The sequence below is a fragment of the Streptomyces odontotermitis genome, assembly GCF_050510915.1.
Lineage (GTDB): Bacteria > Actinomycetota > Actinomycetes > Streptomycetales > Streptomycetaceae > Streptomyces.
Genome location: NZ_JBNJLS010000024.1, coordinates 125,697 through 149,730, shown reverse-complemented (window position 1 = coordinate 149,730; position 24,034 = coordinate 125,697). Strand labels below are relative to the sequence as shown.

Annotated in this window: 21 protein-coding genes; 10 read left to right on the top strand and 11 right to left on the bottom strand. The window is 73.7% G+C overall.

All coding sequences use genetic code 11. The features are described from left to right. Both ACQB60_RS39835 and ACQB60_RS39830 read left to right on the top strand, forming a co-directional pair. On the top strand, positions 1-670 hold a 670-nt coding region (locus tag ACQB60_RS39835; protein WP_496930979.1), incomplete at its 5' end, for a sensor histidine kinase. Between the two features lie 78 nt (positions 671-748). After that, positions 749-1,684 carry a class I SAM-dependent methyltransferase gene (locus ACQB60_RS39830; protein WP_496930978.1) on the top strand — a complete coding sequence of 312 codons (936 nt, stop codon included), beginning with the start codon at positions 749-751 and terminating at the stop codon, positions 1,682-1,684. Here ACQB60_RS39830 and ACQB60_RS39825 read toward each other — a convergent pair. From ACQB60_RS39825 to ACQB60_RS39810, 4 genes are all read right to left on the bottom strand, one after another. After that, the gene (locus tag ACQB60_RS39825; RefSeq protein WP_496930977.1) at positions 1,615-2,640 is read right to left on the bottom strand and encodes a winged helix-turn-helix domain-containing protein; all 1,026 of its coding nucleotides are present in this window, start codon (positions 2,638-2,640) and stop codon (positions 1,615-1,617) included. The genes ACQB60_RS39830 and ACQB60_RS39825 overlap by 70 nt on opposite strands. A gap of 84 nt (positions 2,641-2,724) precedes the next feature. Further along, a complete protein-coding gene (locus ACQB60_RS39820) occupies positions 2,725-3,387 on the bottom strand; it encodes a CHAP domain-containing protein (protein WP_496930976.1) in 663 nt (220 codons plus the stop codon). Between the two features lie 123 nt (positions 3,388-3,510). Further along, positions 3,511-6,639: an AfsR/SARP family transcriptional regulator gene (locus ACQB60_RS39815; protein ID WP_496930975.1), complete on the bottom strand. Its 3,129-nt coding sequence runs from the start codon at positions 6,637-6,639 to the stop codon at positions 3,511-3,513. 206 nt (positions 6,640-6,845) lie between these two features. Then, entirely contained in the window at positions 6,846-7,253 is a 408-nt protein-coding gene (locus ACQB60_RS39810; protein ID WP_496930974.1) for a CoA-binding protein, read from the bottom strand. Positions 7,254-7,377: 124 nt separating this feature from the next. Here ACQB60_RS39810 and htpG point away from each other — a divergent pair, with 124 nt between their 5' ends. Then, entirely contained in the window at positions 7,378-9,237 is a 1,860-nt protein-coding gene (gene htpG, locus ACQB60_RS39805; protein ID WP_496930973.1) for a molecular chaperone HtpG, read from the top strand. Positions 9,238-9,496: 259 nt separating this feature from the next. Here htpG and ACQB60_RS39800 read toward each other — a convergent pair whose 3' ends face one another. From ACQB60_RS39800 to ACQB60_RS39780, 5 genes are all read right to left on the bottom strand, one after another. Next, complete coding sequence (locus tag ACQB60_RS39800; protein WP_496930972.1) at positions 9,497-10,162, bottom strand: response regulator transcription factor; 666 nt, start codon at positions 10,160-10,162, stop codon at positions 9,497-9,499. Beyond that, positions 10,147-11,472, bottom strand: a complete 1,326-nt coding sequence (locus tag ACQB60_RS39795; RefSeq protein WP_496930971.1) for a sensor histidine kinase — start codon at positions 11,470-11,472, stop codon at positions 10,147-10,149. Before ACQB60_RS39795 ends, ACQB60_RS39800 begins: the two co-directional genes overlap by 16 nt. Positions 11,473-11,791: 319 nt before the next feature. After that, positions 11,792-13,978, bottom strand: a complete 2,187-nt coding sequence (locus ACQB60_RS39790; protein ID WP_496930970.1) for an MMPL family transporter — start codon at positions 13,976-13,978, stop codon at positions 11,792-11,794. 95 nt (positions 13,979-14,073) lie between these two features. Continuing rightward, positions 14,074-14,475: a hypothetical protein gene (locus tag ACQB60_RS39785; protein WP_496930969.1), complete on the bottom strand. Its 402-nt coding sequence runs from the start codon at positions 14,473-14,475 to the stop codon at positions 14,074-14,076. 151 nt (positions 14,476-14,626) lie between these two features. After that, positions 14,627-15,202 (bottom strand): TerD family protein, encoded by a 576-nt coding sequence (locus ACQB60_RS39780; RefSeq protein ID WP_384847888.1) that lies wholly within the window; start codon positions 15,200-15,202, stop codon positions 14,627-14,629. Positions 15,203-15,395: 193 nt separating this feature from the next. Here ACQB60_RS39780 and ACQB60_RS39775 point away from each other — a divergent pair, with 193 nt between their 5' ends. The 3 genes from ACQB60_RS39775 (at position 15,396) to ACQB60_RS39765 (ending at position 17,769) form a co-directional block, all read left to right on the top strand. Next, positions 15,396-15,905 carry a BlaI/MecI/CopY family transcriptional regulator gene (locus ACQB60_RS39775; protein ID WP_496930968.1) on the top strand — a complete coding sequence of 170 codons (510 nt, stop codon included), beginning with the start codon at positions 15,396-15,398 and terminating at the stop codon, positions 15,903-15,905. 6 nt (positions 15,906-15,911) lie between these two features. Then, entirely contained in the window at positions 15,912-16,850 is a 939-nt protein-coding gene (locus tag ACQB60_RS39770) for a M56 family metallopeptidase (protein ID WP_496930967.1), read from the top strand. A 238-nt stretch (positions 16,851-17,088) separates the two neighbouring features. Further along, positions 17,089-17,769: a thiaminase II/PqqC family protein gene (locus ACQB60_RS39765; RefSeq protein ID WP_496930966.1), complete on the top strand. Its 681-nt coding sequence runs from the start codon at positions 17,089-17,091 to the stop codon at positions 17,767-17,769. Between the two features lie 35 nt (positions 17,770-17,804). Here the strand turns inward: ACQB60_RS39765 and ACQB60_RS39760 are convergent, their stop codons facing one another. Then, entirely contained in the window at positions 17,805-18,479 is a 675-nt protein-coding gene (locus ACQB60_RS39760; protein WP_496930965.1) for a TetR/AcrR family transcriptional regulator C-terminal domain-containing protein, read from the bottom strand. A gap of 129 nt (positions 18,480-18,608) precedes the next feature. Between ACQB60_RS39760 and ACQB60_RS39755 the strand changes: the two genes are divergently transcribed. Both ACQB60_RS39755 and ACQB60_RS39750 read left to right on the top strand, forming a co-directional pair. Continuing rightward, positions 18,609-20,057, top strand: coding sequence for an APC family permease (locus ACQB60_RS39755; RefSeq protein ID WP_496930964.1), 1,449 nt, complete (start codon positions 18,609-18,611; stop codon positions 20,055-20,057). A 38-nt stretch (positions 20,058-20,095) separates the two neighbouring features. Continuing rightward, on the top strand, positions 20,096-21,715 hold the full coding sequence (locus tag ACQB60_RS39750) for an amidohydrolase (RefSeq protein ID WP_496930963.1): 1,620 nt from the start codon (positions 20,096-20,098) through the stop codon (positions 21,713-21,715). A gap of 48 nt (positions 21,716-21,763) precedes the next feature. On the opposite strand, the gene ACQB60_RS39745 is transcribed toward ACQB60_RS39750, so the two are convergent. Continuing rightward, on the bottom strand, positions 21,764-22,441 hold the full coding sequence (locus ACQB60_RS39745; protein WP_496930987.1) for a 4'-phosphopantetheinyl transferase family protein: 678 nt from the start codon (positions 22,439-22,441) through the stop codon (positions 21,764-21,766). A 113-nt stretch (positions 22,442-22,554) separates the two neighbouring features. Between ACQB60_RS39745 and ACQB60_RS39740 the strand changes: the two genes are divergently transcribed. Both ACQB60_RS39740 and ACQB60_RS39735 read left to right on the top strand, forming a co-directional pair. Further along, entirely contained in the window at positions 22,555-23,181 is a 627-nt protein-coding gene (locus ACQB60_RS39740) for a YigZ family protein (protein WP_496930962.1), read from the top strand. 35 nt (positions 23,182-23,216) lie between these two features. After that, positions 23,217-23,972, top strand: coding sequence for a hypothetical protein (locus ACQB60_RS39735; protein ID WP_496930961.1), 756 nt, complete (start codon positions 23,217-23,219; stop codon positions 23,970-23,972). Positions 23,973-24,034 lie beyond the last annotated feature (62 nt).

The following is a 24,034-nucleotide window of genomic DNA, read 5'->3' as shown; positions in this document are numbered from 1 at the left end:
GTCGGTGTCCAGCCTGCGTTCGGACGACGTGCAGTGGTCGGCGGCCGACGAGGCCGAGCTGCTCGCCGCGATCGAGGAGGGCGCCGACCGCCTCGACCACCTCGTCGGCAACCTCCTGGACATGTCCCGCCTCCAGACCGGCACCGTCTCCCCGCTCGTGCGCGAGGTCGACCTCGACGAGGTGGTCCCGATGGCGCTGGTCGGCGTGCCGGACCCGGACGAGAACGTCACGCTCGACATCCCTGAGACGCTGCCCATGGTCGCCGTCGACAAGGGCCTCCTGGAGCGGGCCGTCGCCAACATCGTCGAGAACGCCGTCAAGTACACCCCCGAGGACACCCCCGTCCTGGTCGCCGCCAGCGTCCACGGGGACCGGGTCGAGGTGCGCGTGGTGGACCGCGGACCGGGCGTGCCGGACGAGGCCAAGGACGACATCTTCGCGCCGTTCCAGCGCTACGGCGACGCCCCGCGCGGCACCGGAGTCGGCCTCGGCCTTGCGGTCGCACGCGGCTTCACAGAAGCGCTCGGCGGCACCCTCACCGCGGAGGACACCCCGGGCGGCGGGCTCACCATGGTGCTGACCCTGCCGGTGGCCGCGGCGGCGGGGGAGCGGCCGGTGCCGGAAACCGTGGGGGCGCAGCGCACGGAGGCGACCCCGGCGACATCGTGACCGACATCGCCACCGACGGGTGCCGGTGCCGTCTGGAATGCTCCGGTGCAGAGCCCCCGGTGAGAGGAGCAGAGCACGATGCATGACGAGCACGCCGCGAAGCCCACGGAACCGGATCACACCGCGGTACCGGATCACACCGCGGTACGGGTCGCCCTGTGGCGGGCCCTGCACGTCCGCGCCGACGCCCCGCCGCACGTCCTCACGGACGAACTCGGCCTGCGCATCGCGGGAGTCGACGGCGGCAGCGATGTTGACGGCGAAGGCGAAGGCGAAGGCGTCGGCGGGGACCGGTGGCGGCGGCGCCCCGACATGGACGTGGCGGCCACCGCCCGCAGCCGGGCGTCCGTCGTGGCCCGCGCCCGCTTCATCGAGGACCTCGCCGTGGCGCGGGCCCGCGAGGACGGCGTCGGACAGTACGTCGTCCTCGGCGCGGGCCTGGACACCTTCGCCCAGCGCAGGCCGCCGGACGCCGCCCGGTTGCGGATCTACGAGGTCGACCAGCCGGGCACCCAGGCGTGGAAGCGCCGCCGCCTGACCGAACTCGGCCTGGGCGTACCGGACTTCCTGCACCTGGTGCCGGTCGACTCCGAGGCGGGCCCGCACTGGTGGGACGGCCTGGTCACGGCCGGGTTCGAGCCGGACGAGCCCGCCGTCGTCGCGTCCACGGGCGTCAGCATGTACCTCACGCGGGACGCGATCCGTGCCACGCTCCGCCAGACCGCCCGGCTCGCCCCCGGCTCCACGCTGGCCATGACCTTCATGCGGCCGCTGCGGCTCATCGACGAGGAGGAGCGGCCCGGGCGCCGGGCGGTGGAGGCGGCGGCGCGCGCCTCCGGCACCCCCTTCATCAGCTTCTTCGCCCCTGAAGGCATCCTCGCCCTGGCCGGCGAGGCCGGACTCAAGGACGCCCGGCACGTCTCGGCGGCCGAGCTCACCGACCGCTACTTCGCGGACAGGACCGACGGCCTGCGGCCCTCCAGCGCGGAGGAGCTGCTGGTGGCGACGGTCTGAGACACGAGGTCGCGGCCGAGCCGGGTGAGGCTGTGCAGCACGGCGGAGTGCCGCCGGCTGCTGGAGACGAGGCCCGCGGTGCGCAGCACGCTCGCGTGTTCGCTGGCGCTGGAGACGGACACGCCCGCGCGCAGGGCGAGTTCGCTGGTGGAGCAGGGCGGGTCGAGCGAGCACAGGACGGTCGCCCGGGTCCGGCCGAGCAGGGCCGTGAGCGTGCTGCGCGGGGCGGCCGTCCGGGGCTGGTGGGCGGCGGGAAAGACCAGGACCGGCGGGAGCCCGGGGTCGATGAAGGTCACCGGGTAGCGCGTGCAGAAGTACGAGGGGATCAGGGTGATCCCCCGGCCGTCCAGGCGCAGTTCACGGTCGCGCGGATAGCCGCAGGTCAGCGTCGGCGGGGTCCAGCGGCCGCACAGCTCAAGGCGGTGCAGGAGCTGTCCGACGCCGCCGTCGAGCACATCGCGGCTGCGCCGGGCCCGCTCGCCGTGGACGCACTCGCCGATCTGGGACCAGTACGGCGCGAGGAACTCCTCGTGGTAGACGGCGAGCGCGTGCTGGAGCTCCTGCAGCACCGGACGGTCCCCGTCGGCGAGCCGCCGCACCCAGGGCGGCGCGGCCCGCTCCTCGAACGCGACGGCCAGCTCCTGCCGCAGCCGCCGCGCCGGCGTCGACCGCACCAGGTCCAGCGCGGCGTCGAGGCCGCCCGTGTGGGCCGGGGTGAGGAAGTCGGGAAAGCTGCCGCGCGGCGGCACCAGCAGCGTCAACTGCCGCAGGACACGCCGGTGATCGGCCGCCGCGAGCCGCGCCCGGACATGGTGCAGCCAGGGCCGGTAGACCGGCGCGGGGCGCGGCGACTGGAGGATGTGCAGGCTGTTGACCAGCTCCCACATCACGTCCGGCCGCGTGGACACCACCGTGCGCGCCAGATCGTCGGCGGTGAAGTGGATGCGCAAGGCCATGGACCGTTCCCCCCACGGTGTCGGCATGACGGCGCCCCGGGAGGCGGCCGGTGCGGCGCGCTCCCCGGGGCGTGGTCCGAGCGGTTATCGCTTCTCCGGGGAGACGTAGCCGATGACACGTCCGGTCGCCGAGTTCTGCCGCTTGCGCGGATAGACGCCTTCCTTGCCGCCGCCGCCCTGCTTGTTGGTGTTGCCCTCGATGGTCGTCAGCTGCTTCCCGCTCTTGCGGTAGCCGACGACGACGCCGACGTGGTCGACGTCCCAGCCGTTGTTGCCGAGGCTCGGCTTGCGGCCTTCCCAGTCGTAGAGCACCACGTCACCGACCTTGGGGGTGTAGGAGCCCCGCGGGTGCCACTTGCCGGTGCCCGCCTTGGCGGCCCGGTAGAAGGAGCCCGCGAACGGATCGATCCTGGAGGTCTTGGCGCCCGACTTCTTCCACACGTACCGGGCGAAGTCGGCGCACCACTCGTTGGAGCGCCACTTCACGCCGCCGGTCGACGTGTGGCAGATGTTGTTGCCGCTGTTCTTCCAATACCCGCTGTAGAAGTTGCAGTTCTTCTTGGCCTCGCGGTTGTGGTGCGCGTTGTTGTTCTCCTGGACGGCCTTCTTGACGATGGTGTGCCGCAGGAGCGAACGCCCCTCCGGCGCCGCCGACGCGGTCGCGGTCAGCGACCCCGCGGTGACGGCCCCACCGGCGAGGACGGCGGCCAGAAGCATGACGGACTTGCGGTGCGCGGTGCTGGACATCGGTGGTCCTTCCCCCGTTGATTCCCCGTTGGTGCCGGGCGCCGTCGCGCTCCGACGTCAACGAGGTTCGCGCACGGCTCTATAGGTCGTCTGTAAGCCCTCCGGAACACCGCTCCCAGCGCCTTACAGCGCGCTCCGCTCCCGCGCGCCGCACTCCGCGAACACCGACATCGCCTCCGCGCGCAGCGCCGCCGCCCCCTCCGCGTCGCCGAACGCGTCCCGGGCCGCCGCGAGATCGCGCAGCGTGCGGGCCCGCGGCAGCCGCAGCTCCAGCACGTCCCACAGGCCCACGGCCGTCACGAGCCGCTCCTCCGCCGTGCCGTGCCGCCCGTCCGCCAGGGCGCACTCGCCGAGCGTGCGCAGCGTCAGCGCCTCGCCGAACCGGTCCCGGTGCGCCCGGCACACCTCCAGCGAACCGAGCAGCTCCGCCTCCGCCTCGCGGGTGCGCCCGAGCCGCAACCGGGCCTTGGCGCGGGCCCGTTCGGCATAGGCCGCCATCAGCGGGTCGCCGAGGCCCGCGAAGATCTCCAGGGCGCGACCCGCGTGCCGCTCGGCCTCCTCGTACGCGCCGAGCGATCTGTGCACCAGGCTCAGCGTGCGCAGCGTGAGCGCCTCACCGCGTCGGCTGCCCAGACTCCGGTACGCCCGCAGCGAGTCGTCCAGAAGCGCCAACGCGCCCTCGTGGTCGCCGAGTTCGAGGCGTACGGAGCCGCCGAACCGGCAGGCCAGGCCGACCCCCGTCACATCGTCAAGGCGCCGGAAGCCGTCGGCGGCGCGGGCCAGCGCGTCCTCGGCCTCCGCGAGGCGGCCCACCTCGCGCAGACAGCTGCCGAGGCCGGCGAGGGCCGCGGCGCGGCCGTGCAGATCACCGATGGCCGCACACAGCGGCTCGGCCTGCCGGAAGTACGCCTCCGCCTCCGCGTACCGGTCCTGCTCGTAGCGGAGCTGGCCGAGGCCGATGAGCAGCAGCGCCTCGCCGGAGCGGTCCTCGGCGCGGCGGGCGGCGGCGAGCGCGGCGTCGTGGCTGCGCCACCAGGCGTCGAAGCGGTTGCCGACGGCGAACGACGAGGAGCACAGCACGGCCGCGGCGGCACAGGCGAGGGTGTGCAGGCCGAACGCGGCCGCCCGCTCGACGGCGGTGGCGAGCGCGTCGGCCTCCGCCTCGAACCAGGCGAACGGGTCGGCGAGCGCCCGCCGTCCGGTCGCGGGCCCGACGTCGGCGGCCGGTTCGTACCCCTGCGCGCCCGCGCCGCCCCGTACCGCGGGGTCCGCACCGGCGGACCGGTTCACGCTCCCCGCGCCGCCCAGGTAGGGCCGCAGCACGACCACCCCCGAGGGCGCCTCCTCCGCGACCCGCTCCACCAGCCGGAGCCCGGCGGCCAGGGCCCGGCCCACCGCCGCCCTGCGCTCGTCGGCCGCGTCCTCGGCCTCCGCCCGCTCGGCGGCGTACACCCGCACCAGGTCGTGCGCCCGGTAGCGCGACTGCCCCGCGGCGTCGGTGCCGGTCCAGTCGAGGAGCTGGGCGTCCACCAGGCGTTCGAGGACCTCCTCCGCGTCGTCCTCGGTCGCGTCGACGAGCAGCGCCACCATCCAGGGCGCCACGTCGCACGGGCCGAGGACGGCGATGCGGCGCAGCACGGTGCGCGCGTCGGGGTCGAGCGTCTCGTAGCTCAGGCCGAGCCCGGCCCGTACCTCCAGGTCGCCCACGGCCAGTTCGTCGAGGCGCCGCCGCTCGTCGTCGAGCCGGTCGGCGAGCACCCGGGGCGTCCAGTGCCGCCGGGTGGCCAGCCGGGCCCCGGCGATCCGCAGGGCGAGCGGCAGTCCGCCGCACAGGGTGACGATGCGCCGGGCGGCGGCCTCCTCGGCGGGGTCGGCCACGGCCGCGGGATCGCCGATGACGCCGGTCAGCAGCTCCAGGCCGGGGGCGTCGTCCAGGACGGCGAGGTCGGTGCGCCGGATCCCGTCGAGGCCGCCGAGCCGCGCCCGCGAGGTGACCAGGACGCCGCAGCCCGGGCTGCCCGGCAGCAGGGGCCGCACCTGGGACTCGCTGCCCGCGTCGTCGAGCACCAGCAGCAGGCGGCGCCCGGCGACGAGGCTGCGGAAGAGGTCGGCGCGCTCGGCGGGATCCTCGGGCGGCCCGGCGCCGAGCGCGCGCAGCAGCCGCCCGAGGACGACGCCGGGCGGCACGGGGGCGTCGATGCCGTGCAGCTCGGCATAGAGCTGGCCGTCCGGGAAGGCGTCCGCGGCCAGGTGCGCGGCCTTCACGGCGAGGGCGGACTTGCCGACGCCCGCGGGGCCCGACACGACCACGACGGCCGTCGCGTCCCGGGGCGAGGTGAGTCCGTCGACGACCTCGGCGACCTCGCTCCCGCGCCCGGTGAAGTCCCCGATGGAGGGCGGCAGGAGCGATACGGGACGGGGCGCGGGCGCGGCCCGCGGGGCCGGGGCGGCGGCCACGGCGCGGTCCGCGTGGTCAGAGTGGTCCGCGCGGTCCTCGGCGGGCAGCAGCGCGGGGTCGGCCCGCAGGATCGCCTCGTGCAGCCGGCCGAGCTCGGGCCCCGGATCGATGCCGAGCTCCTCCGCGAGCACGGCGCGCCCCTCCCCGAACACGGCGAGGGCGTCGGCCTGCCGCCCCACCCGGTAGAGGGCGAGCATGAGCTGGCCGCGCAGCCGCTCGCGGGTGGGATGGGCGCCGATCAGCGCGTTCAGCTCGGTGATCAGCTCGCCCTCGCGGCCCCCGGCGTCGAGCTCGGCGGCGATGCGCTCCTCCAGCACGGCCTGCCGGGCCTCCTCCAGACGCAGGGCCTCGCCCCGCAGCGCCTCACCGACCCCACCCAGCGCGGGCCCCCGCCACAGCGCCAGGGCCTCGCGCAGCAGCCCGGCCGCGCCGAGCGGGTCCCCGCGCCCGGCGGCCTGCCGCCCCGCAGCGGCCAGCTCCTCGAACCGCTCCAGGTCCACCGCGCCGGACCCCGGCCGGATCACATACCCCGGCGCCCGCGTCTCGATCGACTCCCGGCACGCGTCCGGCAGGGCCCGCCGCAGCGCCGAGACATACGTCTGGATCAACGCCCGCGCGGTCTCCGGCGGTTGTTCGCCCCAGACGACGTCCACCAGCGCGTCGGCGGGCACGACGTGGCCCGCGCGCAGCAGGAGGACGGCCAGCAGCGCACGGGGCTTGGGGCCGCCCACCCGCAGCGGGCGCCCCTCGCACAGCGCCTCGACCGGTCCGAGCAGCCGGAATTCCAATGCCATCGATGCCCCTGAGAGGTCGCCGGAAGTGGCTCACCGCACATGATTCCGCAACTGCCGTGACAGGACGCAGAGTTGGGGCAAACGTGCGTGTTCCCGCCGTGGCGCGGGGGACGGCGTCAGGGGGGGCGGCGTCAGGTGGGGGACGTCAGGTGGGGGACGGCGTCAGGGTGGGGGCGTCAGGGTGGGGGCGGCCGGTGCGGGGAGGGTCAGCCGAGGCGGGGGATCTCGATCGCCGGGCACCGGTCCATCACCATGTCGAGCCCCGCGTCCCGCGTGCGCTCGTACGCCGCCTCGTCCACGACCCCGAGCTGGAACCACACCGCCTTGGCGCCGATCGCGGCGGCCTGGTCGGCGACCGGGCCCGCGAGGTCGCTGTTGACGAACACGTCCACGACGTCCACCTCGAAGGGGATGTCCGCGAGGGACGCGTACCCCTTCTCCCCGTGCACCGTCTCCGCCTTCGGGTGCACCGGCACGACGCGCTTGCCGAAGCGCTGCAGGACGTCGGCGACGCCGTACGCCGCGCGGCTCTCGTTCGACGACAGGCCGACGACCGCCCAGGTGTCGCCGAGCCCGGTGAGGATCTTGCGGATCGTTGCTTCGTCGCCGTACATGCGCGGCCTCCATGGATCTGAGCGGGGGTGCTGCCTCGGGTGCTGCTCGCACAACAGCGGGTGGCGCGGAGTGATTCCCCGGGGCAAAATCGCCCCGTACTCAGGCAATTCACGGGAGGGACACATGAGCACCGAGACGCTGGAGTTTCAGGCAGAGGCGAGGCAACTCCTCCAGTTGATGGTTCACTCCATCTACTCGAACAAGGACGTCTTCCTGCGAGAGCTGATCTCCAACGCCTCCGACGCCCTGGACAAGCGCCGCCTCGCCGGTCTCACCGACGACAGCCTCAGGGCCGACGACCCGCACATCGCCGTCGAGGCCGACGCCGAGGCCCGCACGCTGACCGTGCGGGACAACGGCATCGGCATGTCGCGCGACGAGGTCGTGGGACTCATCGGCACGATCGCCCGGTCCGGCACCGCCGAGACCCTGCGGCGGCTCCGGGAATCGAAGGAATCGAAGGAATCCAAGGACTCGGCCGAGCTGATCGGCCAGTTCGGCGTCGGCTTCTACTCCACCTTCATGGTCGGCGACCGCGTCACCCTGCTCACCCGCAAGGCGGGCGACGAGGGCGCGGCGGGCGGTACGCGCTGGGAGTCGGACGGCGACGGCACGTACACCCTGGAGACGGTCGACGACGCCCCGGTGGGCACCGCGGTCACCGTCCACCTGCGGCCCAAGGACGAGGAGAACGCCCTCTACGACTACGCGGACCCGGCGAAGATCCGGGAGATCGTCAAGCGCTACTCGGACTTCATCTCCTTCCCCATCCGCATGGGCGAGGCCACCCTCAACTCGATGAAGGCCCTGTGGGCGCGGCCGCGCTCCGAGGTCAAGGACGAGGAGTACCGGGAGTTCTACCGGCACATCTCGCACGACTGGACGGACCCGCTGGAGACCATCCCCATGCGGGCCGAGGGCACCTTCGAGTACGAGGCGCTGCTCTTCCTGCCGTCCCGGGCCCCGCACGACCTCTTCCAGCGCGACGGCCGCCACGGCATCCAGCTGTACGTGAAGCGCGTGTTCATCATGGACGACGCCCGCGAACTCCTCCCGGACCACCTCCGGTTCGTCAAGGGAGTCGTGGACGCCGCCGACCTGTCCCTGAACGTCTCCCGCGAGATCCTCCAGCAGGACCGGCACATCCAGCTGATCCGCCGCCGCCTCGCCAAGAAGGTCCTTGCGACGATCAAGGACCTGATGAAGAACGACGCGGACAAGTACCGCACGTTCTGGCGGGAGTTCGGCGCGGCCGTCAAGGAGGGGCTGCTCGGTGGCGCCGAGGACCAGAAGCCGATCCTCGACATCGCGTCGTTCGCCTCCACCGGCGCCGAGGAGCCCACCTCGCTCGCCGACTACATCGGCCGCATGAAGGACGGCCAGGACAAGATCTACTTCATGACGGGCGACAGCCGCGCCCAGGTCGAGAACTCCCCGCACATGGAGGCGTTCAAGGCCAAGGAGTACGAGGTCCTCATCCTCACCGACCCGGTCGACGAGATCTGGGTCGAGGCGGTCCAGGAGTACGAGGGCAAGGAGTTCCAGTCCGTCACCCGGGGCGAGGTCGAGCTGCCCGCCGACGGTGAGGAGCAGAAGGAGGAGCAGCCCGACGGCTTCGCGCCGCTGCTCGGCTGGCTGAACGAGACCCTCGACGAGGTGAAGGACGTCCGCCTCACCACCCGCCTCACCAGCTCCCCGGCCTGCCTGGTCAGCGATGCCGACGGCATGACGCCCGCCCTCGAGCGGATGTACCGGGCGATGGGCCAGCAGGTCCCGCCGGTCCAGCGCATCCTCGAGCTCAACGCCAAGCACCCGCTGGTCAGCGGCCTCAGGACGGCGTACGAGGAGCGGTCGTCGGACCCTCAACTCGCCGAGACCGCCGAGCTGTTGTACGGCACGGCCCTGCTCGCGGAGGGCGGCGACCTGGCCGACCCGGCGCGCTTCGCCAAGCTCCTCGCGGACCGGCTCGCCAAGACGGTGTAAGGCTCACCGGCTGCACCGGCTGCACCGGCTGCACCGGCTGCACCGGCTGTGCTGGCTGTGCTGGCTGTGCTGGCTGTGCTGGCTGTGCTGGCTGTGCTGGCTGTGCTGGCTGTGCTGGCTGTGCTGGCTGTGCTGGCTGTGCTGGCTGCACCGGCTGTGCTGGCTGCACCGGCTGCACCGGCTGCACCGGCTGCACCGGCTGCACCGGCTGCACCGGCTGCACCGGCTGTGCTGGCCGCCCGGCCATCCCGCCTCGGGGTCAGTCCGCGTCGTCCCGCGACTCGGCCCCGAGGTAGGTCAGCACCGCCCGCACCCGGCGGTTGGTGTCGTCGTCGGCGGCGATGCCGAGCTTGGCGAAGATCGTCGTCGTGTACTTGCTGATGGCGCCCTCGCTGAGGAAGAGGCGGGCCGCGATCGCCGCGTTCGACAGGCCCTCGGCCATCAGCGCGAGCACCGAGCGCTCCCGCTCGGTGAGTGCGGCGAGCGGGTCGGCCCGCAGGGGGCGGCCGAGGAGCTTGGCGACGACCGTCGGGTCGAGCGCCGTGCCGCCCGCGGCGACGCGGTTCAGGGCGTCCAGGAACTGGCCCGCGTCCAGGACCCGGTCCTTGAGCTGATAGCCGACCCCGCCGTGCCCGTCGGCGAGCAGCTCGCGCGCGTACAGCTGCTCCACGTGCTGCGACAGGATGAGGACCGGTAGGCCCGGGATCTCCCGGCGGGCGGCGAGCGCGGCCTGAAGTCCCTCGTCGGAGAAGGTCGGTGGCAGCCGGACGTCCACGATCGCCACGTCCGGCCGCTCGTCGAGCAGCGCCGCCAGCGTGGCGGGGCCGGTGTCGACCGCGGCGACCACCGTGTGCCCGAGCGACTCGACGAGACGGACCATCCCGTCGCGCAGCAGGAACAGATCTTCGGCTACGACAACGCGCACGGCACCGCCACGAGGATGTGAGTGGGTCCCCCGGAGGGGCTGTTGATCTCGACGCGGCCGCCGAACGCCGCCATCCGGCGCTCGATCCCGCGCAGCCCCGAACCCGCCGACGCGGCGGCGCCCCCGACCCCGTCGTCGGTGACGCTCGCGGTCAGCGTCCGCCGGGCGTAGCCGAGTTCGACCGTCACGTGGGTGGCCGCGGCGTGCTTGACCACGTTCGCGAGGAGCTCCGCGACGGCGAAGTAGACCGCCGACTCGACCGGGCGCTCGGGGCGCGAGGGCACCGTGCTGCGCACGTCGACCTCGACGGGGCCGTCGAGCGCCAGGGCCCGCACGGCGTCCACGAGGCCGCGCTCGGCGAGCACCGGCGGGTTGATGCCGCGGACCAGGGAGCGCAGCTCGGCGAGGGCGGTGGCGGAGGTGGCGCGGGCCTCGGCGAGGATCGCCTTCGCGGCCGCGGGATCGGTGTCGATGAGCTGCTCGGCGGCGCCCACCGACATCCCCATGGCGAGCATCCGGGCCTGCGCCCCGTCGTGCAGGTCCCGCTCGATGCGCTCCAGTTCGGCCGCCTGCGTCTGGGTCAGGTCGACGCGGACGGCCTCCAGCTTCTCGACGCGCAGGCCGAGCCGCAGCCGCGGGACCGGGCCGAGGAAGCGCCGCGCCACGGGCCCGAGGATCCGCCACGCGAATGGTGCGGCGGCGAGCCCCGCGACGATCACCCCGACCCCGTACGCGAGGAGCCCCGGCCGGGAGGTGAGATAGCCGCCGACGCCGAGCCCAAGCAGCGGCAGCGCCGCGACCGGAAGGACGGTCACCCCGGCGACCGCGCACCACACCCCGTCCCAGTGCAGCTGCGGATCGCGGAACCGGGCGTCGTGCCGGGCCCTGCGGCGGGCCTCCCGCTCGGACTTGTGGTACTCGCGGCCGTCCCACCAGTGGCCCGTGGCCATGCGGAGCACGGGCGCGACGGGCCGGTAGGTCACCTCGACGCCCGCGCCGAGCCAGCGCCGGGCGCGGCGGCGCGCGGCCTGCGCGAAGGTCTGGCTGGTCACCATGTGCACGATCCACACGGCCGCGGCGACCCAGACGAACACCACGAGCGCCTCGCCGAGCGTCACCAGGATCCGGACGGGGAGGGCCGCGTCGAGCCCCTCGGTCCAGGACGAGGCGAGCCCGGCCCCGAGGAGGCCCACGGCCAGGGCGACCACCGGCATGAGAACGGTGAGCCCGGTGAGCACCAGCGACCGGTACACCCCACGCACGACCTCGACCCACCAGCGCGGTGGACCGCCTCCGGCGGGCAGCCTCATCCGTCTGATCCTTTCGCCACGGCGCCATTCTGCCAGCCGGAATCCCGCAGGTCCGGCCACTGGTGGAGACGTTAGAGGGGTCCGGTCGGTGCCGGTATCCGGCTGGGCCCCGGGCTGGGTGGGTCCAGCCCCACCCAGCCCGGGGCGCGGGAGCGGCGGCCGCCGCACGCCGGGGGAGCCCTTCTGCGTCAGCCGCCCCTGGCGGGGGAGGACAGAGCGGACGGTCGAGCCGGCGGCGGGGTCACTGGCAGCACGGAGCCGGCCACCGGCCATCGGCCCCGCACGCCGCCCGCCGCCCGGCGCCGTTCGCTCGGCCGCGCTACCCCCGCAGCCGCGACGGATCATGCTCCGACGGGTCCCGCTCCCGGTCCTGGCCGGGCACCGCACCGGCGGCCGGGGCGCCGTCAGCCGATTCCGCCGCCCGGTCCCCGTGCCCCGGCCACCACGCCGCGTGCCCGATGAGCGCGGTGAGGCTCGGGGTGAAGAACATCGCCATGATGAACGCGGCGATCGCGATGCCGAAGGAGACGGCGAAGCCCATCTCCGTGAGCAGCGAGTTGCCCGCCAGCATCATCGTGGCGAAGGTCGCCGCCAGGATGAAGCCCGCCGCGGCCACGGTCGGACCGGCGTGCCGCAGCGCCATCCCGGCCGCCTCACGCGGCTCACGGCCCTCCCTGGCCTCCTCGCGCAGGCGGGCGATCATCAGGATGTTGTAGTCCGTGCCGATCGCGACCACGAAGAGATACATGATCACCGGGAGCATGAACATGAGCCCCGAGTGTCCCTGCGCCTTCTGGAAGATCAGCACGGTGGCGCCGAGGGTGGCCCCGAAGCCGAGACCCACCGACGCCATCAGGTACCAGGGCGCGACGATGCTGCGCAGCAGCAGCCCCAGGATCACCATGATCAGGAGGGCGGCGACGGGAAAGACGGTCTTGTAGTCGTGGGAGACCGCCGTGTCGATGTCCTTGAAGATCGCGGACGTGCCGCCGACGACGGCCTCGGTGTTCTCCGGCGCGCTCGCGTGCGCGACGTCGCGCACCTTGGCCACGGTGTCGATGGCCCGGTCCGTCGACGCCTCGTACTTGAGCGTGACGGTGAAGTCCGCTGTCGTGCCCGGCTTGTTGACGAGGGACATCCGCGCGGAGGCGACGCCGTCGACGGCGGCGAGCTTCTTCTCGTACGCGGGGAAGGCGGACTTGTCGAGCGGCTTGCCGTCGACGCTGGAGACATAGACGTCGGTGGGGGCGGCGGCGCCCGCCGAGTACGCCGTCTTCATCTCCTCCTGGACGACCATCGACTCCTTCGTCTTGGGCATGGAGCCCGACGCCAGGTCGAACGTCGCCTGGTAGCCGAACAGGCCGAGCGAGAGCGCGACCAGGACGAGCCCGGAGAGCCCGGCGGCCATGGCGGGCCGGCGCTGCACGCCACGGCCGAGCGCGGCGAAGCGGGCGCCCTCCGGCTCCTGCTTCCAGGACTTGGAGGGCCAGAAGACCTTCGGGCCGATGAGGGAGACCACGGCCGGGATCAGGGTGAGGCCCGCGAGCAGCGTGGCGCCGACCGCGATGGCGAGCGCCGGGCCCATCTGCCGCAGGAAGCCGAGCGTGGAGAGGGTCAGCGCGAGGAAGGCGATGATGACCGCCCCGGCCGCGGAGGCGATGGCCTCGCCGACCCGCCCCACCGCGTTGATCATCGCCTGTTTCGGTTCGTCGCCCGCGCGCAGACATTCCCGGTAGCGGAACATCAGGAAGAGGAAGTAGTCCGTGCCGACGCCGAACAGCACGACGATGAGGATCGACGAGATCGAGCTGTTGGCCTCGAGGTTGAAGAGCTTCGTCGCGTACGCGATCAGGCCGTTGGCGATGGCGGAGACGAGGCCGATGAGGACCAGGGGGAGCACGGCGAGGATCGGCGCCCGGAAGATGATGAGCAGCGTCACCAGGATGATGGCGAACGTGCCGATGCCGATCAGTGCCTCGCCGCGCTTGGACGAGTCCTGCTGGTCGAGCGCCTGCGCGGCGGGGCCGCCGAGCTTGGCCTCGAGGTCGGTGCCCTGCGTCAGTTTCTTGACGTCCGTGCGCAACACCTCGGCGGCGTCGGCCTGTTCGGGCTGACCCGTCGTCTTGTCGTTCATCTGGACGAGGGTCATCGTGTACTTGCCGTCCTCGGACGGCTTTCCGGGGACGACCTTCTGCACCTGGTCGATCTTCTTCTTGCCCAGCTCGGCGGTGATGCGGGCGACGTCCTTCTTGTCGGCGGCGGTCAGCCGCCCGCCGTCGGTCCGCTGATACAGCGCGGTCGCGGACGGGGTGAAGGAGCTGGGGAACGCCTTGTCCTGGATGTCCGCCGCTTTGATGGACTCGTAGCTCTTGGGCAGGAAACTGCTCTCGTCGCTGTTCGAGGGGAGGCCGGGTGCGGTGGCGACGATGGCCGCGGCCGCGATCAGCCACGCCACGATCGTCCACACCGGATGTCGGACGACAGCGGTCCCAATCCGTCGGAACATGCGGAAGGCTCCTCCTGGTTGTCTGGGCCAGTCATTGTTCCGAGTGCCGCCGGTGAAGTGAACTCATGCCGGGCAAAGGAGAGTTGTACGGTCCCTCAGGCGCTCTTGGGGAAGGCGGCGCGCGCTCCGGATCCCCGGGTGAGGCAGGCGCCGTACACGAGAGCCAGTGCGGAGAGCCCCTGCATCACGGCGAACCAGGCGGGACAGACGCCCGGGATCAGATCGACGGCCACGATCGCGACGGGCAGGACGACGGTGAGGGTGCGCAGCCGCTCGTAGGCCCTGCGCGAGCCCTCGGACGCGCCGACGGCCATCCGGTGCAGCGGCCAGGAGACGGCGAGCAGCAGGACCGAACGGATCCACATGAAGGGGGTCCCCGGATCGCCGAGGGCCGCGAGTGCGGCGACCGTGCCGAGGACGATGGCGCTGATGACGCCGTAGAGCGCGATGCTCTTCTTGAGGGTGTCGAAGACCTCGACAGCCTGGGTGCTTTCCACCGTTCGTTCCATGACGTGATACCTCCGGTTCGTCGTGATCTCGACGCTACGGAGCGCATGGGAGGCGCGGTATGGGCCTGGACGTACGGAGGGGTGGGCCCAGGCCCACCCCTCCGTCACGCAGACGCAGTAACGCAGTAACGCGGAAGACTCAGACGTTGACGCCGAAGTCCGAGGCGATGCCGCGCAGACCGCTGGCGTAGCCCTGGCCGACCGCGCGGAACTTCCACTCCGCGCCGTGGCGGTAGAGCTCGCCGAAGACCATCGCCGTCTCCGTCGAGGCGTCCTCGGACAGGTCGTAGCGGGCGATCTCCGTGCCGTTCGCCTGGTTCACGACGCGGATGAAGGCGTTGCGGACCTGGCCGAAGCTCTGGCCGCGGGCCTCCGCGTCATGGATGGAGACCGGGAAGACGATCTTCGCGATGTCGGCGGGGACGCCGGCGAGGTCCACCTTGACGGACTCGTCGTCGCCCTCGCCCTCACCGGTGAGGTTGTCGCCGGTGTGCTCGACCGAACCGTCCGGGCTCTTCAGGTTGTTGTAGAAGACGAAGTGCTGGTCGGAGACGACCTTGCCGTTCTCGCCGCACAGCAGCGCGCTGGCGTCCAGGTCGTAGTCCGTGCCCGTCGTCGTCCGTACGTCCCAGCCGAGGCCGATCAGCACGGCGGTGAGGCCCGGGGCCTCCTTGCTGAGCGAGACGTTGCCGCCCTTGGCGAGGGAAACTCCCACGGTGTCCTCCAGATGTTGGCTTGCCGATTGGTGACTTGTGAGGGTCGCCGTAAAATCTACAGGAGTGTAGAAGAGCGGCGGTCGCCGCGTCCTCGTTTACGATATGGCGCCCCGCGTGGCTCCGGAACGGTGCCGGAGCGAGGGGTGCGCGGCACACCGGGCCGCGCGGCACGACAGCGGGAGGAACGCGGCGATGGCGCAGGGACGAGCGGAGCGGACGTCGGGTCCGCGGCGCCGTGCGCAGGGCGAGTTGGAGGCGCAGGTCCTCGCCGCCCTGGCCGAGGCGCGCGGCCCCGTGGGCGCGGCCTGGGTGCAGGAGCGCGTCGGCGGCGACCTCGCGTACACGACCGTGATGACCATCCTGACCCGCCTGCTGGCGAAGGGCGTGGTCACGCGGGAGCGCGCGGGCCGCTCCTTCGCCTGGTCGACGGCGGCGGGGGAGGCGGGCCTCGCCGCCTTCCGGATGCGCAAGGTGCTCGACGGGGAGCGCGACCGCGAGGCCGTGCTCGCCAGCTTCGTGACAACGCTCACACCGGACGACGAGCAACTCCTGCGGGAACTCCTCGGAGAGGCGGACGCGGGCACGGGCACGGACGCGGGCCTGGGCCCGGCGGCGGACGTGGGACCGGGGGCGGGCCGCGCGACGGACGCGGGGGCGCCGGACGTGCCGGACTCGCCGGACCGGACCGCGAAGGAGGACTGACACGGCGTGGGGGTCTTCGTCTTCCTGCCCTTGGTGCTGCCGCTCACCGCGTGGCCCGTCGCCCGGCTCGCCGCGCAGCATCTCCACCCGCGCGCCGCGACGCGCCTGCTGACGGCGGTCGCCGGGCTCATGGCGGTGTGCAGCACCGTGTGCCTGGCCCTCCTGATGGTGGTCGGCACGGCCCAACTCCCGGGAAATCCCCTGCCGGACGGCTGGTCGGACCCGCAGGTGCGCGCCGCGCTCCCGTACGACGAGGTGGCCGGACGGGCCGCGATCCCCGCGCTGCTCGCGGTCGCCGTGGCCACCGTGCGCACACTGCTGCACCACCGTCGCGTACGCCGCCGGGCGCACCGTGCGCTGCGCGGCCTGCCCGGAGCCCCGGTGGCCGTCCTCGCCGACCCGGCGCCGTACGCCTACGCCCTGCCCGGCGGCGCGGGGGAGCGGGACCGGATCGTGGTGAGCCGAGGGCTCCTGGACCGGCTCCAACCCCCGGAGCGCCGCGCCCTGTTCGCACACGAACGCGCCCACCTGACGGCACGCCACCACCGCTACCTCCTGGTGACGCGGCTCGCCGCCGGGGCCAACCCGTTCCTGCGGCCGCTGCGGACCGCCGTCTCCTACACGACGGAGCGGTGGGCCGACGAGGAGGCGGCCCGCGTGGTGCGGGACCGTCCGTCCGTCGCCCGCGCGATCGGCAAGGCGGCGCTGCTCACCCGGTCGACGCCCGCGCCCGCCCTGGCGAACCTCGCCGCCACCGGCCCGGTCCCGCGCCGGGTCGCCGCGCTGCTCGCCCCGCCGCCGCTCGCCCGCACCCGCCCGGCCCCGTTCACGACGGCCGGCCTCGCGCTGTGGTGCGCGGGTTTCGGCACCACGGTCTCCGCGGCGTCGTCGGCGAGTGCGACGGTCACGCTGGTCGGGGTGCTGCGTGCGGCCACGGCGTGGTGAGGACGGGGGCGCAGTGTGCGATCGCGGCGTGGGGAGGACGAGGGTGGCGTGAGCCGGGGATCGCCGTGAGTGCGGAGGGGATCCCGGTGAGCGCGGGCCCGTGACGGGCGGCGGGCCGTGTTGTGGGGCGCCCCGCGCCAGGGCACGGTGGACCGTGGCAGCGCGGCCGGGGCGACGGATCCGGTGCCGCGGGAGCGCACACGGGGCCGCCGGGCGGCCCGACGAGAGGGTGGCGGCGATGACGCGCACAGCATCGGAACTCGTGGCGGAGACGGTCGCCGACCTCGCCCCGGACCCGGCCATGAACCCCCTCGTCCCCCGGATCGCCGACGGCACCGCGGACCTCGCCGCCGTCACCGCGCTCGCCCTCGAACAGTGGCAGGTCATCCCCGCCGACCGCCGCTCCTTCGCGCACCTGGCCGCGCGCTCCACGGGCGCCGACGCGGAGTGCGCCCCCTTCTTCGTCACCCTCGCCGAGGGCGAGAGCCTCGCGCACGAGCGTCTCGGCCCGCTCCTCGCGGCCTGCGGCACGAGCACCAAGGAGGCGCTGGCCTACGAGCCGATGGCGGGTTGCCAGGCATATCCCGCGTACGTCTCCTGGCTCGCCCTCAACGCCGATCCGGCCGACGCGATCCTCGCCCTGACCGCCAACTTCTCGGCGTGGGGCGGCTATTGCGCCACGATCGCGACGGCCCTGCGCACCCACTACGGCTTCGCGGACGAGGGGTGCGCCTTCTTCGACTTCTTCGCCGCGCCCGCGCCGGACCTCGACCGGCAGGCGCTCGCCGCCGTCGATGCGGGCCTGGAGCGCGGCCGGGTCACACGGGCGGCGGCGCGGCGCCACGGGCGGCTCCTGCAGGCGTACGAGGGGATGTTCTGGGAGACGCTCGCGAACTCGGAGCCTTCGAAGGGGCACTGAGGACCGCGGGAGGTCGCGGAGAGAGCTCCGAGCGATCACTCGGGCGGCGTCAGCGGCCGCTCCAGGGTGGCGAGTTGGTCCTCCAGTCCGCGGATCAGCGCGTCCAGGCCGCAGTCGAAGGCCCGGTCGGCGCGCGCCGCCTTCGAGCCTTCGAGGGCGTCGGCGAGGACCGGCACCTGCTGCGCCTGCCCCGCCGTGTCGATCATGATCGGGGGCGCCACGAGGTCGAGGGCCGAGCCGAGCAGGAAGGACTCCACGCAGGTCAGGACCGACACGAGCCGCTCCCTCGGCCAGCCCCCGCGGGCCAGCGCGGACACGACCGCCTCGTACATGGTGAGCGTGGCCGGGGAGCTGATCGTCGTCGTCGCGAGCAGCTCTATCGCGTGCGGGTGGCGCGCGAAGGCGTCCCGGTACGAACGCGCCCAGGACCGCAGGGCGCCGGGCCACGGCAGCGCGCCGAACGCCGAGACGTCCATCTCCTCCACGACCAGGCGTCGCACCCCCTCGATGACGGCGGCGCGGCCGTCGAGGTGGTTGTAGAGCGAGGCGGTCTTCACGCCGAGCCGGGCCGCGAGCCGGGGCAGGCTGAAGGCGTCCGCGCCCTCCTCGTCGATCAGGGCGAGCGCCTCGCGCGCGATCAGCTCCGCGCCGAGCACGGGCGTGCGGGGCCTGCCGCGCCCCGCGCCGTCGGATGCGTCCGTGCCGCTCATGGCGTCGTCAACTCCCTTGCTCCGATGCGCTCTTCCCAGTGGCCCGCTGCGCACAGTACGGTCTCGCCAGCCCGGACTAAAGGGTTTAGTTTTTCCGGAGCCCGGCAACGCGGGAGTACGGGGGTGGCGGTGCACAGGAGTACCGGCGCGGCGGCAGGGCTGCGCCACGGCGCCATCGGCGTCGGCGACCTGGTCTTCTTCGTCGTGGCCGCCGCCGCACCGCTCACCGTCATGGCGGGCGTGGCCCCGGTCTCCATCGGCATGGCGGGCCGCGCCGCACCGCTCGGCTATCTCGTCTCGGGCCTGCTGCTCATCGTGTTCGCGGCCGGGTTCACCGCGATGAGCCGGTTCGTGCGCAACGCGGGCGCGTTCTACGCCTACGTCGGCCGCGGCCTCGGCCGCCCCACCGGCGCGGGCGCCGCGTATGTCGCGCTCTTCTCCTACAACGCGATCGAGACGGGGCTGCTCGTCGCCTTCGGCTGGTTCACCGAGTCCGGGTTCACCGACCTGACGGGCACTCATGTGCCGTGGTGGGGCTGGTCGGTGACGGGCCTTGTCGCGATCGGGGTGCTCGGCTACCTCAAGGTGACGCTCAGCGCGAAGGTCCTCGGCGTCGCGCTGGTCCTCGAAGTGCTCGTGCTGCTCGTCTTCGAGGCGGGGGTGTTCGCGCACGGCGGCGGGCCGCAGGGGCTCGACGCGGGCGCGCTGTCGCCCGGCCGCCTCGGGGACGCGGGCGTGGGCGGCATGTTCGTGCTCGCCATCGGCGCCTTCGTCGGCTTCGAGGCGACCGCGATCTACGCCGAGGAGGCCAGGGAGCCCGCGCGCACGGTGCCGCGCGCCACCTGCGTCGCCGTGGCCTTTCTCGCGCTCTTCTACACCTTCACCGTGTGGATGATCATCAACGCGTACGGGGGCGGGCGCGCCCAGGCGGTCGCCGGGGCCGACGGCGGCGCCGACATGGTCTTCGCCGCCACCGAACGCTTCGCGGGCGCGTGGGCGGCCGACGCCATGCACGTACTGATCATCACGAGCGCCTTCGCGGCGACGCTCGCCTTCCACAACGGCGCCGCCCGCTACTTCTACGCGCTCGGCCGCGAGGGCCTGCTGCCGCGCCACCTCGGCACCGTGACCGCGCGCACCCGGGCCCCCGCCGCCGCGGTCCTCGTGCAGAGCTGCCTGGCCCTGGCGGTGGTGGCCGTGACGGTGGTGAGTGGCGTGGACCCGTACGACGTCACGTTCCTGTGGAGCAACGGCGCGGGGATCCTCGGCGTGATGCTGCTCCAGGCGCTCGCCGCGCTCGCCGTGTACGGGTTCTTCCGGCGCGACCGGCGCGGACTTCCCGCCTGGCGGGTGCGGGTCGCGCCGCTCGTCGCCTGCGCGGGCCTGGTGGTTCTCATCGGCCTGGTCTGCGCCGACCTCAACCTGCTGACCGGGGCCTCGGGGGCCGTCAACGCCGCGCTCCTCGCGCCGCTGCCGGTCCTGTTCGCGCTGGGGGCGGCCCGCGCCGTGCGCATCCGGCGGCGCGACCTCGGGGCCTACGAGAAGCTGACGACCGTCGAGACGGAGCACGCAGGATGAGCGACCCGGAGTGTTCGGAGTGTTCGGAGGATGCAGCCATGGAAGCCCGTACGGAGACGTGGGTCTTCCTTGGGGCGGTCCGCACCGGAACCGTCCGCTACGGAGACACCACCGCGCTCGCCGTCCGCGACGGCCGGGTCCTCGCTCTCGGAGAGGAGGCACGCGCCCTCTCCGAAGAGGCCGATCACGTCGTGGAGTTGGGCGACGGACTGCTGATGGCGGCCTTCGGAGACGGGCACGCGCACCCGCTGTTCGGTGGCCTGGAGAGCTTCGGACCGCGCATCAAGGAGGCGGCGTCCGTCGAAGCCGTCGTCTCCGAAGTGGGGCGGTGGGCCCGCGAACACCCCGACGCCGAGTGGGTCGTCGGGGCCTCGTACGACCCGGCGCTCGCGCCCGGCGGGGCGTTCGACGCGCGGTGGCTGGACGCCGTCGTACCGGACCGGCCCGTGGTGCTGCGCGCCCACGACTACCACACGGTCTGGTGCAACTCCGAGGCGCTGCGCAGGGCCGGGGTGAACGCGGCGACGCGGGATCCGCGCCTGGGGTGGATCGAGCGCCGCGCGGACGGCTCCCCGCTGGGCACCCTGCGCGAGTGGCACGCCTGCGGCCTCGTCCTCGACCAGGTCCCCGCCCGCTCAGAGGACGAGCTCGTCGAGGCGCTGCGAAGAGCGGGCGCCGCCTACGCGCGCGCGGGACTCACCTGGGTCCAGGACGCGTGGGTCGAGCCCGACATGGTGCCCGCCTACCTCGCCGCCGCCCGCGACGGCTCCCTCGCCTTCCGCGTCGACCTGGCCCAGCGCGCCGACCCGGACCGCTGGCGCGGGCAGCTGGGGCCTTTCACGAAGACACGGCAGCGGGTCGCGCAGGAGGGCGGCCCGCTGCTCTCCGCCCGCACCGTGAAGTACTTCAGCGACGGCGTCATCGAGGGCGGCACGGCCGCGCTGCTCCGCCCCTACGAGGACGCCCCGCACAGCTGCGGCATGCCCGTGTGGGAGCCGGACGCGCTCGCCGAAGCGGTGCGGGCCTTCGACGCGGCGGGCTTCCAGACCCACGTCCACGCCATCGGGGACGCGGGGGTGCGGGCGGCGCTCGACGCCGTGGAGTCGGCGGTCCGCGCCAACCCCGCCTGGGACCGGCGCCCCGTCATCACCCACGTCCAGCTCGTCGACCCCGCCGACCTGCCCCGCTTCGCCGCCCTCGGCGTCATCGCCAACTTCGAGCCCCTGTGGGCGCAGCTCGACCCCCTCCAGACCGAGCTCTCCGTCCCGCGGATCGGCGCCGCACGGGCCGCCCTCCAGTACCCGATGGGCGACCTCACGCGCGACGGCGTGCGGCTCTCCTTCGGCAGCGACTGGCCGGTCAGCTCGCACGTGCCCCTGGAGGGCATCCAAGTGGCCGTCACCCGGCGCACGTTCGCGGGCGAACCGAAAGCGGGCTGGACCCCGCACCAGCGCCTCACCATGGAGCAGGCCCTGACCGCGGCGACCAGCGGCGTCGCCCACCAGGCGGGCGCCGACGACCGCACGGGGCTCGTGCCGGGCGCCCCCGCGGACCTGGTCCGGCTCTCCGCCGACCCACGGGCTGTCGACCCGATGGCGGTGCGGGACGTCCGGGTCCTGGGGACGTGGCTGGCGGGCCGGGTGACGTACGCGGGGTGACGTACGCGGGGTGACGTACGCGGGGTGGCGTGGGCTGCGGGGCGTGCCCTAGGAAGCAGGCGTGGTGGGCGCGGCGGGCAGGACGATGGCCGTGACGGCGATCCCGTCCCGCACCAGCCACCGCCCCGCGAACGAGGTGATCTCCCGCCCCGCCACCACGGGCCCCGGCACCAGGAGGCGCGCCGTGAACGTGCCGTCGAGGCCGAACGTGAGATGCGCCTCGTCGAAGTCGAGCCACTGCCGGGTCAGCGGGAACCACGTCTTGTAGACCGACTCCTTGGCGCTGAACAGCAGCCGGTCCCAGGGCACCTCCGGGTGCGCGGCCGCCAGGGCGGCGAGGGCGGCGCGCTCCTCGTCGTCCGCCACGAGACGCAGCACATCGGGGTCGGAGATCGGCTCCGCGGGCTCCGCGTCGATCCCGACGGAGGCCACGTCGGAGGTGGGGGCCACGACCGCGGCGCGGTAGCCGGTGCAGTGCGTCATGCTGCCGGCGACGCCCTCCGGCCAGCCCGGCGCGCCCCGCTCGCCCGGCAGGATCGCCGCGGGGGCCACGCCGATGCGGGCCAGGGCGGTGCGGGCGCAGTGCCGGACGGTGATGAACTCGCCCCGCCGCTTGGCGACGGACTTCGCGATCACCTCGGCCTCGCCGGGGAACAGGTCCGCGCCCGGGATGTCGGCACGGGTCTCCACGACGGTGACCGGCGTCCCCGCGAGGAGCGGACCCAATATGTCGACCGCTCCGGGGACTTGAGCTGCGTGCTTCGAAGGAGACGTCACGACCGACAACGCTACCCGGGGCGCCGGGCCTGCGGTCCCGGGGGAGCGCATACGCTGGCGTGATGCAGGACGAGTACCGCACAGTGGCCCGCGAGGGCGTGCACGAGACCGAGATCAACCGCTCGCGCTTCCTGTGCGCGCTCGCGCCCGCGGCCACCGAGGCGGAGGCCCAGGACTTCATCGCACGGATCCGCAAGGAGCACCCGACCGCGACGCACAACTGCTTCGCGTACGTCATCGGCGCCGACGCCGCGGTGCAGAAGGCCAGTGACGACGGGGAGCCCGGGGGCACGGCGGGCGTGCCCATGCTGCAGATGCTGCTGCGCCGCGAGATGCGCTACGTCGTCGCCGTCGTCACCCGCTACTACGGAGGGGTCAAGCTCGGCGCGGGCGGACTCATCCGCGCCTACGGAGGCGCGGTCGGCGAGGCCCTCGACGCCCTCGGCACCCGCACCCGGCGCCGCTTCCGCCTCGCCACGGTCACCGTCGACCACCAGCGCGCGGGCAAGCTCCAGAACGACCTGCGCGCCACGGGCCGCGACGTCCGCGACGTCCGCTACGGAGAGGCGGTCACCCTGGAGATCGGCCTCCCCGACGCCGATGTCGAGACCTTCCGCGGCTGGCTGGCGGACGCGACGGCGGGGACGGCGGGCCTCGAGCTCGGGGGAGAGGCGTACGGGGACGCGTAGCGGCTGCCCCACCGCGTCCGGGTACGACGGCGTCCGTGCGCGACGGACTCCGGCTACGACGCCGCCCGCGCACGACGGCGTCCGAAGACCGCCAGCAGCCGCGTGCCGTCCCGCCGATGCTGGGACGCACCATGAATCACGACGCGCCCGCATTCCTCAGCGCTTCCGCCTTCTCCTTCTCCTTCTCCTTCTCCTCCGCTTCCGCCTCCGCTTCCGCCTCCGCTTCCGCTTCCGCTTCCGCCTCCGATCCCGACCTTCCCTCGCCCCTGGTCGACCCCGACGACCTCGCCGGGCTCGGCGCGCTGCCGGGGCCTGCCCCGCACACCGCGCCCGAACTCGCCGCGCTGATCGGCCTGTTGACCCGGCCCCGCGCGCGGATCCGTGCCGTGGCCGTCGGGCACGGCCGGGACGCGGCGTCCTGGGCGGCGGCCGAGGCGTTCGCGGCGGCGTGGGCTGAGGGTGGTGCCGACGCGGGTGACCGCCACGTGCTCGCCGTCGTCGACTGGCCCGAGCACGCCGCGTCCTGGCTGCGGCCCGCCCGGCGCCTCACCGCCCAGGAGCCCGACGCCTGGGTGATCGCCGCCGTGCCGCTCGGCTTCGCCCAGCTCGCCCGGCGCCTGCGCCGCAGCACCGACTGGGACCCGGCCCGCACGTACGCCTTCGCCGCCCTCGGCGACTCCCGCGTCCCCGCGCTCGCGGGCGCCCCCACCCTGCACGGGCTGCGCGGCGCGAGCGCCGACGGGAGTACCTGGCACATCAACAGAGGGTGGGTGACGACAGAGGGTGGGTGAGGGCAGAAGGCGGGCGACGGCAGGGGGTGGGCGACGGCAGGGGGTGGGTGACGCAGCTCTCC

Coding starts and splice junctions, on each gene's coding strand:
- ACQB60_RS39830 (WP_496930978.1), top strand. CDS start 749: ATGCATGACGAGCACGCCGCGAAGCCCACGGAACCGGATCACACCGCG.
- ACQB60_RS39825 (WP_496930977.1), bottom strand. CDS start 2,640: ATGGCCTTGCGCATCCACTTCACCGCCGACGATCTGGCGCGCACGGTG.
- ACQB60_RS39820 (WP_496930976.1), bottom strand. CDS start 3,387: ATGTCCAGCACCGCGCACCGCAAGTCCGTCATGCTTCTGGCCGCCGTC.
- ACQB60_RS39815 (WP_496930975.1), bottom strand. CDS start 6,639: ATGGCATTGGAATTCCGGCTGCTCGGACCGGTCGAGGCGCTGTGCGAG.
- ACQB60_RS39810 (WP_496930974.1), bottom strand. CDS start 7,253: ATGTACGGCGACGAAGCAACGATCCGCAAGATCCTCACCGGGCTCGGC.
- htpG (WP_496930973.1), top strand. CDS start 7,378: ATGAGCACCGAGACGCTGGAGTTTCAGGCAGAGGCGAGGCAACTCCTC.
- ACQB60_RS39795 (WP_496930971.1), bottom strand. CDS start 11,472: ATGAGGCTGCCCGCCGGAGGCGGTCCACCGCGCTGGTGGGTCGAGGTC.
- ACQB60_RS39790 (WP_496930970.1), bottom strand. CDS start 13,978: ATGTTCCGACGGATTGGGACCGCTGTCGTCCGACATCCGGTGTGGACG.
- ACQB60_RS39775 (WP_496930968.1), top strand. CDS start 15,396: ATGGCGCAGGGACGAGCGGAGCGGACGTCGGGTCCGCGGCGCCGTGCG.
- ACQB60_RS39765 (WP_496930966.1), top strand. CDS start 17,089: ATGACGCGCACAGCATCGGAACTCGTGGCGGAGACGGTCGCCGACCTC.
- ACQB60_RS39760 (WP_496930965.1), bottom strand. CDS start 18,479: ATGAGCGGCACGGACGCATCCGACGGCGCGGGGCGCGGCAGGCCCCGC.
- ACQB60_RS39750 (WP_496930963.1), top strand. CDS start 20,096: ATGGAAGCCCGTACGGAGACGTGGGTCTTCCTTGGGGCGGTCCGCACC.
- ACQB60_RS39740 (WP_496930962.1), top strand. CDS start 22,555: ATGCAGGACGAGTACCGCACAGTGGCCCGCGAGGGCGTGCACGAGACC.